The following is a 10,082-nucleotide window of genomic DNA, read 5'->3' as shown; positions in this document are numbered from 1 at the left end:
ATATACGTATGTCACTTTATATAGATATGGAGGTATAATATGTTTTTAGATAAAACTGAAACGTTTGTTTTAAACATCAGTGGTTTAAATAAACGTCATATCCGCAAAAATTTGTTAAAACTTTTGAAACAAGTCCACTTTTGTAAATCGTTCAAATTTACTATTTTCAAAAAAAATCATTTATATGCTTTAGAAGTGAATTTACCCAAGCAACAACTACCATATTTGATTAGTTTTCTTAGCTTCCACAATTATTTAATCTATCAAATTTTAGAAAATAATCATGCACAAGACCTACTAGACTTGGATCATTTACTATTATCATCTAAGCGTTTCGAAATCGCTGTTGACGGCCTTCATGACGCATTTATTAAAGACAAAGTTATCGATATTATGAATTTACTCAATCACACTGAAACTATTGTTTATACCTTCAATCGAAATACCATCAACGTTTCTTGTTCGCCTACAGTATTCTCTAAATTAATTCACGCTATCGCAACACACAACATTGATGTTTACAGTGCTACTTACCAACCACGTTTAATGCATAAAACGAGAATTTCTTAAAAACATTAATGTACGACATCACTCACATATACAGTAAAATTAATTTAGCTACCATTTCACGATATTTAATCAAAAAATAAATCAAGCATGCAAGGATCTAGCATCCAATCATAAACGTCTATGCTTATTGTAATTGTATAGAAATGACGTTTTTTATGTGGACACTTATAAACAAAATAGAATGTAAGACCCATCCTCGCGCCGTGTATACCATGTCTACTGACAAGCATGCAAAAATTAATTGATGCGTTTTTGATAAAAAATTGGACTAATCCATTAATGATTATCATATGGATTAGTCCTTTTTTGTGCATAAGTTTTATATGCAATCTCGTTATTAATTAGTTTTTTCTTCAAATACTAAATTTTCAAATGCTTCTCTGACTTGAGGTACAGACATACCTACTACGACTTGCACATTTTTCCCACTTTTCACTAAACCATGTGCCATTTGTTTATGCGTAAAGTAATCACTATCCTCAACTTTATTGACATCATTCACTGTCAATCTTAGACGTGTCGTACAATTTGTAACGTCTTTAATATTTTCTTTGCCACCTAGACCTTCTAAATAATAGATTGCTTTAGCTTCAAACTCGTTTGTTGATCCAGTTTTTTTAGCAACTTGTGCTTTACCGTCCTTATTTTTATAGTCATCTTTATTATATAATTTCATATCCTTATCGTCTTTTTTACGTCCAGGAAGTGGAATATTAAATTTTATAATTAAAAATTTGAACAAGAAGAAATAAATCGCTGTAAAACCGAAACCTATTGCAATTTGAATAATATAAGTTAACCAGTGATTTTGGGCTAAAGGTATCCAATTCGTAGCAAAGAAATCTAATAATCCCCCACCAAAGTTACCTACTAATCCGAAACCATACATTAACGTATCCATCGTTGCTGCTAAGATTGCATGTAAAACGAATAAATAAGGTGCAATAAATAAAAATGTAAACTCTAATGGTTCAGTGATGCCTACAACAATTGCTGTCAATGTTGCTGGAATTAGTAATGCTGCAATTTTCTTTCTATTTTCTTTTGGCGTCGTTGCATACATTGCTAAAGCAATACCAATTGAACCAAAGACTTTTCCGTTACCTTGTAACATAAAGCCATATGGGAATAATTCTTTTAATGGTTCTTTACTTTTAGCAAATTCATTTACATGTTCGAACCATTCTGCTTTCAATCCATGATTCACAACAACAGGACCTACTTCTATTGGTGCATATATAAAGTGATGTAATCCAGTTGGTATCAATACTCTTTCTAAAAAATGATACAACCACACACCTATATAACCCGAGCCAATAATAAATCCTTGCAGTGAAGAAATACCATTTTGTACCGTTGGCCATATGATGCAAGTTATTAAAGCAATTGGCAACATGACAAAAAATGAAATCGTTACTACAAATGTCAAACCTTGAAATACACCAAGCATTTCAGGTAATTTTTTACTATAATATCTATTATGTATCCATGTGACAATGCTTGAAATAATAATACCGCCTAGGATATTCGTGTCTAATGTTTCTATACCAGCAATCGCTTTTAATCCCGTTACATTTTCTACACCCTTTTCTAAATTTGCTCCGAATGTATGCGGCCATTGCGTTAATATGGCATTGATAAAGGTATTAAACATTAAGTATCCCATTAATGCTGACAGTGCTGCATGTCCAGGTGCTTTTTTAGCTAAAGATAACGGCAAGCCAACAACAAATACCACTTCCATGTGATTAAATATTGTCCAACCACCAGACTCTATCACTGACCATATTTTGAACCAATTTGTACCTTCTTCAGCAATACTCCCCATTATTGAAGGATTTTTAAATAATGTTGCTAAACCGAGTACAATACCAAAAAATGCAAACATCAATACAGGTACAATCATTGCACTTCCAAATCGCTTTATAGCATTCATATAAAGTTCCCCTTTTTCTAAATTTCCAAAGTAATTCACTTATGATAATTGAATCTCTCTCTATTCAAATGATTATGGATCAATTTACCATCGATTTTATAGTAAACGCTTACATCAGAACAATAGTTTGACGCCATTACGAACAATTTTGTACAATAAGATTACATTTTCAAAACTTGAAAATATTTTCAAAATTCTGAGGTGATAACGTTGCTTTTAGATGAACGCATAAATAACAATTTTAATAAATTAAATGAAAACGACCTACAAATCGCTCATTTTATAAACACACATATATCAGATTGTAAAACAATGAAAATCCAAGATTTAGCGGCTTATACACATGCATCAAATGCAAGTATTCATCGTTTTACTCGTAAGCTCGGCTTTGATGGCTACAGTGATTTTAAATCATACTTAAAATTTGAATCTGAACAAGTCCATCAATTACCTTGTGACTCTATGAACGCTTTTAAACAAGAAATTGAAAATACCTTCACTTATTTAGAGCGTATCGATTACGACTTAGTTACTGACAAAATATATCAAGCCGAAACGGTATATTTATATGGCACAGGTTTAGCTCAAATGAATGTTGCGCAAGAAGCTCAAAGAATTTTATTGACCATACATAAAAATATTATTGTATTACATGATGTACATGAATTTAAAATGGTGTTAAATAAAGCTTCTGATAATGATTTGTTTTTTATTATTTCTTTATCCGGCGAGACCGATCACTTATCCGATATAACGAATTTACTGCAACTGCGTCAAAAGTATTTCATTTCTATTACTACGCTTCAAGACAACACCTTGGCTCAAAAGGCAAATTATAATATCTACGTATCAAGTAACACTTTTTATTTAACAAACGGCATTGATTATTCCAGCTTTATCAGCTACCATATTTTTTTTGAAACGGTACTACGTAAATTTAATGAGCGTATACAATACGGTCAATTCACATAAAATAATTAACATATCAAATAAAAGAAAGCTGGACAAATTAATTGTCTCAGCCTCTTAGTCAACATCTCAATTTATTACACAAGTGGGACTGATACATGAGCTTCTGCCCAAATATGCCTGAGTCCCACTTTTAATTTATTGAGTTAGGTTGTAATGATTTTTTATTGTTCCTCTTCATATTCTTCTAGTGTTGTTTGCAGCTTATCAAATAACATTTCAAAACCATGCGCAGTAGAATCATGATATTCCTTTTTCTTTTGCTTATACTCTAATGATGTCAATCTGCGTTCCCTAGGTACATAAGCTGTATAATTAAAAATCATTTGGGTTATGCCTGGTTCTCTTTCAAACATCTCTACTTCAATTGTATCTTCAGAGTCACTTAATTCAGGCATCCCTATCGTCATTACAATATATTCATTTGGGTTCAAAGTAACGTAAGAACCCTTCACTATATTTTCTTTCCCTTTACGAACATCAATAATTTCATAGCTTCCGTTTTGTACAGCGTCTATCTCTATTGATTTATTCGTTCGTTCAGTTGTCATAAACCATTGTTTAAGAAATCGTTGCTCAGTCCAAGCTTGATATACTAATTCAGGTTCAACTTTAAACAGTCTTTCCAACTGAATTTCTACGTTTTCATTTTCCACATTATATCTAGCCATGATTGTTCACCTACTTTCACTCTTATAACTATTCTAACTCATTATACTAGACTTCTAAACAATAATACTATGAAATTCAACTTTCCTTTATATCCCCTTTAAAAGTGATAACCTATTTATTCTATCGTTATTAATCAGTAAACGTCAAAATTTTCCCTTTTTTAAGACTATCTTACTTCTTAAAAAAGAGGACAAACAGTCTATATCAAATAATATAAACTGTTGCCCTTTCTTTTAATCAACTTTTTTATTTTAATCTTGGTAATCTAAAGAAAATTGCAATTAGACCACAAACACCTAGAATGATCGGATAAATTGAATACGGCATTAATGAAACTGGTGAGATAGACGCAACGCCTGCTGCTGCTATAACTTGCGGACTATAAGGTAATAAACCTTGGAAACAGCTTGCAAACATATCTAAAATACTTGCAGATTTCCTAGGATCAATCTCGTATTCATCCGCAATATCTTTAGCTAAGGGGCCTGCCATTAATATAGAAATTGTATTATTGGCAGTCGAAATATCCGCAGCACTCACAAGTCCCGCTATACCTAATTCTGCACCGCGTTTTGATTTAACCCTATTGCGTACAAAATTTAATAGCCAAGTGATACCACCATTATGTTGTATCAATGCTACGAGTCCACCAATTAATAGTGCAATAATCGCAATATCCTCCATACCAACAATTCCTTTTGAGATTGAACTAAGCAAGCCTGACCAGTTGAATGATCCATCAACCAGTCCAATAATCGCAGATAATACGGTACCACCAATCAACACTATAATTACATTTATACCTGCCAGTGCTAAAATCAGTACCAATAAGTATGGAATAACTTTAATAAAGTTATAGTCATATGATTTCGTAGTATCTATCTGAGCACCATGCGTTAAAAACCAAAGTACTATAACAGTAAATAGCGCACCTGGTAATACAATCTTTATGTTCACCTTAAACTTATCGCTCATTTTAGTTTTTTGAGTACGAACAGCGGCAATTGTAGTATCCGAAATCATTGATAAATTATCACCAAACATTGCTCCACCAACGACAGTAGCCATTGTTATCGCTGCAGATACATCCGTCGCCTGACTCAAACCAAAACCAACCGGCGCTATAGCTGCAACTGTACCGACTGAAGTACCCATTGAAAGTGATACAAACATACAAATGATAAATAAACCGACGATAATTAAGTTTTCTGGAATAAAGGATAGTCCTAAATTTACCGTCGACTTGACTCCCCCCATATCTTCTGTAGTTTGAGAAAATGCACCCGCAAGTAGAAATATTAACATCATCAAAATAATATTTGAATGTCCAGCGCCTTTTGTAAATACATCTACTTTTTTAGAAAATGTTTCTTTTTTATTGATCAACAAACCCACAATGGATGCGATAATAATTGCAACATTGAGTGGCATTATTGAAAAGTCACCAGTAATAACGCCCACACCTAAAAATATACCTACAAAAATGATTAATGGCACAAGCGCCCATGCATTACCTTTTTTATTTTCCGTCATACAAAACCAACTTTCTTTATCATTACTTTTTTAGTCAATCATTCATTTTGCTTACCATAAAAAAATAAAAAACTCTTTTCTCATAGAAGAAAAGAGTAAATCGATACATCTTTAATCTTATCTTCTAGCACATTTTATGCTACTGGAATTGGCACACGCATTACCATGTTGCCGAAGTTTCAACGGGCCAGTCCCTCCACTTCTCTAGATAAGCTATTTTATTTATTTTATAACAGTACACTATTCATGCCACTTCGTCAATTATAGAGTTATCATATGAAATGATATTTTATTTCAAAGGTTATTCCGTTGGCCGAACAATCGTAAATGTATCACCGATTGAGGCATAATCATTTCCAGCTAAACGGCACACGGCTTCTAGTGCTTGTGCATTAATCTTACTGTCTTCAAAATACACATTTTCATTAATATGAAACATCACGACTTCTCCAATGATTAGATCTGACCCCTCGTCAGTATCCCCTAATGATATAATCCGCTCTAATTTACATTCCATACGTATTTTCGCCTGTTCAATACCAGGTACAGTTATTAGTTCTGAGTCGACAAGGGTTAACGCTGTTCGTTCTAATTCATTTTCAGTACGATCCAATGGTGCAGCTGTACGGTTAATTTGCTCTACGTTTGTTTCATCAGTGATATGTACTACAAAATTTTCAGTCTCTTCAATATTAAGTGAAGTGTCTTTACGTTTACCTTCTGAACGTCCTGTAGAAATCATAATCATCGGTGGTGCACTATTCACCACGTTAAAAAAACTGAAAGGTGCCGCATTTAACTTGCCATTTTTATCTTGAGACGTCACAAAGGCTATTGGCCTAGGTATGATACTACCACTCAATAATTTATAGTTTTGTCTTTTAGACAATTCACTTGCTTTAAAATGTTTCACAAAAATTCACTTTCCTTTCATAAATAAAAATCATAAATAAAAAGTGGCTATATCAAAATGTAAGTGCATAACTGTTCATTTAAGCACGAATCACTTTGTCATAGCCATCTATCAAATTAATCTAATTGTGTACCACCTGTAACCCCGTATACTTGGCCAGTAGTGTAACTTGATTCATCAGCTGCTAAATGAACATAAACGCCTGCTAATTCTACAGGTTGACCTGCTCTGCCAAGCACTTCTTTTTGTCCAAATGTTGGAATTTTGGATTGTGGTTGTCCACCTGATATTTGAAGTGGTGACCAAAATGGTCCTGGTGCAACACAGTTAACACGGATGCCTTTAGCTCCTAGTTCTTCAGACAAACTTTTAGTTAGCGATATGATTGCAGCTTTTGATGCTGCATAATCATGTAAAATTGGACTTGGGTTATAACCTTGTACAGATGACGTTGTCGTAATTGTAGCACCTGGTTCAAGATAATCAATCGCTTTTTGTACAGTCCAAAATATTGGATACACATTCGTTTCAAAGGTTTCAGTAAATGACGCTGTATCGAAGCCCTTAAGTGTATCTCTATATTGTTGATGTCCAGCTACGAGTGTAACATTGTCTAATCCACCTAACGCGTGATATGCACGTTCTACTAACTCATAATTGAATTGTTCATTGCGTAAATCACCCGGTATTAGCACAGCTTGTTGTCCTGCCGATGTAATAACTTCTTCTACTTCTTCAGCATCTTCTTGTTCTGATGGCAAGTAATTGATTGCAACATCAGCACCTTCTTTAGCATACGCAATAGCTGCTGCTCTACCAATAGCTGAATCTCCACCTGTTACTAACATCTTTAAACCTTTCAATCTACCATAACCGGTATAAGAAGTTTCTCCACAATCTGGTTTAGGGTCCAGATCTTTTTGTAAACCTGGAACGGGTTGCTCTTGTTTTGGAAAATCTGCATTTGAATATTTCTTTCTAGGATCTTGAGACGCCATGCTTAATCCTCCTCAAAAAATAATGGTTGTAATTATTTTTTACCCAAATTAAATCGCCCATAACACAAGATTATATTTTTAAGTTTCGTTCAATAATTTCTGTACAAATGTTACAAAGTAATCTGGTACTTTTTCTAAAATGCGTTCATCGGGATCATATTTGGGGTGATGTAAATCATAGTCACTATTAGATCCAATAAAAACAAATACACTTGGATACTTGTTGGCAAACCCAGAAAAATCTTCACCAATAGTTAATGGCTGTTCCATTATATTCACATTGTAACCTACTTGTTTAGCAACGTTAATTGCATCGTCTGTTAATTTTTCGTCATTAATCACTGCGCCTGGTAATCGTATATATTGTGTTTCAATTTCAACATCAAATACTTCTGCCAATCCACTCCCAATTTCTCTCAATCTCTTCTCAATGAATGTGCGAATACCTTCATCAAAACTTCTCACTGTACCTTGTACATAAGCTTGATCTGCAATAACATTCCATGTATTACCACAAGATACTTCTCCAATCGTTACGACTGCATTATCAAAAGCAGATAAATTTCTGCTGACGATGGATTGAACACTATTGATTAATTGACCTAACACGATGACTGGATCATTACCTTGTTCAGGCTTTGCTGCATGTGCACCTTTACCCTTAATTTTAAATTCAAAGCGATCTACAGAGGATGTCACGGCACCAGATTTCACTGCCAATGTACCTATATCCATAGTAGGATAATTATGATAACCAAGCACAGCTTTTGTACCATCAATGGCACCTGTCTCAGCTAATTTAACAGCACCATATCCCAGCTCTTCGGCAGGTTGAAAAATAAAACGTACTCTACCTTTTAATTGATCTTCAATTTCTTTTAATTTTGTAGCTGTTGCTAAAATACTTGCCATATGGATATCATGACCACAAGCATGCATAATACCTTCATTAGTTGATGTAAATTCATGTACAACTTCTTCATTAATTGGCAAAGCATCTATATCCGATCGAACAGCAATAAACGTATCTCCTTGACCTACTTCAGCAATCAAACCAGTTTCCAACGGTATATCTAAAATTTTAATTTCATAACTTTCTAAAATACGTCTTAATCGTTTCGTTGTTTCATATTCATCATCAGACAATTCTGGAAACTGATGAAATGTACGTCTCCATTTTACAAAGTCTTCATATTGTGGCATGACATGTCACGTCCTTTCTAAATTTATAAAACGTTTAAAAATATAATATAGTATTGTTACAATCACAACGCCGAGCGCTAAATTATTAGAGATTAAAATAAGCACCATCGTAAGTATTACCATGAATCCATTTACTAAAGGTGACTTACGTATAAAGGGTATTGTTCGTCTATCAAATGTATTCAATGAAATTGTAATAAGCACGGTAGCTAAAACAGCCATTGGAATATGTCCTATAATTTCACCAAAAACAAATAAACTTACCAGTAAAAAACTGCCGGTAACAAGCGTCGAAACTCTAGAGTTCGCCCCCATTGTTACATTAAAACGCGATTGACCAACAAGCGCACTTCCACCATAACCGCCAAATAATCCTACTACTAAATTAGCTATGCCTTGACCTATTGATTCACGATTTTTATCACTAGTTGTATCTGTTACTTCATCCATCATTCTTGCTGTTAAAGTCGTTTGAACGATTGCAACAATAGCCATCATCAAACCATAAAACAATGTAATTAGGAGAAAGTTAACATTTAATATTTCAATAGGGATAGTTGGATAAGGTAGTTTAATATGTATTGAAGACAAATCGTGCACATATTTTATATCAGGTTTTAATACCCACGAAAATATTGTCAGTATAATAATGGATATCAATGGTGCAGGTATAATTTTGATATGTTGAGCGCCCAACCAAATAATAAAAAATGACATGATTGCAACGATATAAGTTGCCATAGAAATACCTAAAATATTCTTTAGCTGAGATGTAAATAATAATATACCTAGTGCATTCATAAATCCAATTACAACACCGACAGGTATCAATTCTAACCATTTATTAATTTGAAAATACCCAAATGAAATTTGGATGATACCCATAAATAAAGTTGCTAAAATGACAGCTTGCAATCCATGACTTGCAGCTAAAGGTGCTACGACTAAAGATACACCACTACTTGGTGCTGATACCATCAAGGTTCTATTTCCAGTCAAGCTAAGTACAAGCATCATTAAACCAGTACTTAACATACCGATTGTCGGATTCACGCCTGCTATAAATGAAAAAGCAATTGCACCAGGTAACAATGCAAGTGCAAGTAATACACCTGAAAGTGTATTCTGTACTATGTTACCTTTCCATTGTTCAATATACCCAGCATTACTCACACCGTACTCACCCCCAAGCCCCTTTAATTACTATACTATCATAATTGTCAAAATATTTTATTAACTTAATTTTTTGAACTTCTAAATTTCTATTTTTAGAAAACTTGAATATAAA

The 10,082-nt window shown here is 33.6% G+C and carries 9 protein-coding genes and 1 riboswitch; of the genes, 2 read left to right on the top strand and 7 right to left on the bottom strand.

The annotated features are described in order from the left end of the window. Positions 1–39 precede the first annotated feature (39 nt). Positions 40–570, top strand: coding sequence for a hypothetical protein (locus CD150_RS02680; protein WP_046208496.1), 531 nt, complete (start codon positions 40–42; stop codon positions 568–570). A gap of 337 nt (positions 571–907) precedes the next feature. On the opposite strand, the gene CD150_RS02675 is transcribed toward CD150_RS02680, so the two are convergent. After that, a complete protein-coding gene (locus CD150_RS02675; protein ID WP_073343907.1) occupies positions 908–2,506 on the bottom strand; it encodes an alpha-glucoside-specific PTS transporter subunit IIBC in 1,599 nt (532 codons plus the stop codon). Positions 2,507–2,716: 210 nt separating this feature from the next. On the opposite strand from CD150_RS02675, the gene CD150_RS02670 reads away from it, so the two are divergent. Next, the gene (locus tag CD150_RS02670; protein WP_103161322.1) at positions 2,717–3,478 is read left to right on the top strand and encodes a MurR/RpiR family transcriptional regulator; all 762 of its coding nucleotides are present in this window, start codon (positions 2,717–2,719) and stop codon (positions 3,476–3,478) included. 161 nt (positions 3,479–3,639) lie between these two features. On the opposite strand, the gene CD150_RS02665 is transcribed toward CD150_RS02670, so the two are convergent. From CD150_RS02665 to CD150_RS02640, 6 genes are all read right to left on the bottom strand, one after another. Next, entirely contained in the window at positions 3,640–4,146 is a 507-nt protein-coding gene (locus CD150_RS02665) for an SRPBCC family protein (protein WP_046208499.1), read from the bottom strand. 247 nt (positions 4,147–4,393) lie between these two features. Beyond that, entirely contained in the window at positions 4,394–5,680 is a 1,287-nt protein-coding gene (locus CD150_RS02660) for a Na+/H+ antiporter NhaC family protein (protein ID WP_070037563.1), read from the bottom strand. Between the two features lie 114 nt (positions 5,681–5,794). Continuing rightward, positions 5,795–5,895, bottom strand: a riboswitch (SAM riboswitch). Positions 5,896–5,981: 86 nt separating this feature from the next. Beyond that, positions 5,982–6,593: a flavin reductase family protein gene (locus tag CD150_RS02655; protein ID WP_073343916.1), complete on the bottom strand. Its 612-nt coding sequence runs from the start codon at positions 6,591–6,593 to the stop codon at positions 5,982–5,984. A gap of 116 nt (positions 6,594–6,709) precedes the next feature. Next, complete coding sequence (locus CD150_RS02650) at positions 6,710–7,591, bottom strand: SDR family oxidoreductase (protein ID WP_073343920.1); 882 nt, start codon at positions 7,589–7,591, stop codon at positions 6,710–6,712. A gap of 78 nt (positions 7,592–7,669) precedes the next feature. Next, a complete protein-coding gene (locus tag CD150_RS02645; RefSeq protein WP_073343923.1) occupies positions 7,670–8,794 on the bottom strand; it encodes an amidohydrolase in 1,125 nt (374 codons plus the stop codon). Positions 8,795–8,800: 6 nt separating this feature from the next. Then, positions 8,801–9,967 carry a SulP family inorganic anion transporter gene (locus tag CD150_RS02640; RefSeq protein WP_073343926.1) on the bottom strand — a complete coding sequence of 389 codons (1,167 nt, stop codon included), beginning with the start codon at positions 9,965–9,967 and terminating at the stop codon, positions 8,801–8,803. Between the last annotated feature and the right edge of the window lie 115 nt (positions 9,968–10,082).

The sequence above is a fragment of the Staphylococcus ureilyticus genome, from assembly GCF_002902235.1.
Taxonomy (GTDB): Bacteria; Bacillota; Bacilli; order Staphylococcales; family Staphylococcaceae; genus Staphylococcus; species Staphylococcus ureilyticus.
The sequence above is the reverse complement of the archived record's forward strand: the minus strand, read 5'-3'. Positions and strand labels throughout refer to the sequence as shown.

Coding starts and splice junctions, on each gene's coding strand:
- CD150_RS02665 (WP_046208499.1), bottom strand. CDS start 4,146: ATGGCTAGATATAATGTGGAAAATGAAAACGTAGAAATTCAGTTGGAA.
- CD150_RS02645 (WP_073343923.1), bottom strand. CDS start 8,794: ATGCCACAATATGAAGACTTTGTAAAATGGAGACGTACATTTCATCAG.
- CD150_RS02660 (WP_070037563.1), bottom strand. CDS start 5,680: ATGACGGAAAATAAAAAAGGTAATGCATGGGCGCTTGTGCCATTAATC.
- CD150_RS02680 (WP_046208496.1), top strand. CDS start 40: ATGTTTTTAGATAAAACTGAAACGTTTGTTTTAAACATCAGTGGTTTA.
- CD150_RS02650 (WP_073343920.1), bottom strand. CDS start 7,591: ATGGCGTCTCAAGATCCTAGAAAGAAATATTCAAATGCAGATTTTCCA.
- CD150_RS02675 (WP_073343907.1), bottom strand. CDS start 2,506: ATGAATGCTATAAAGCGATTTGGAAGTGCAATGATTGTACCTGTATTG.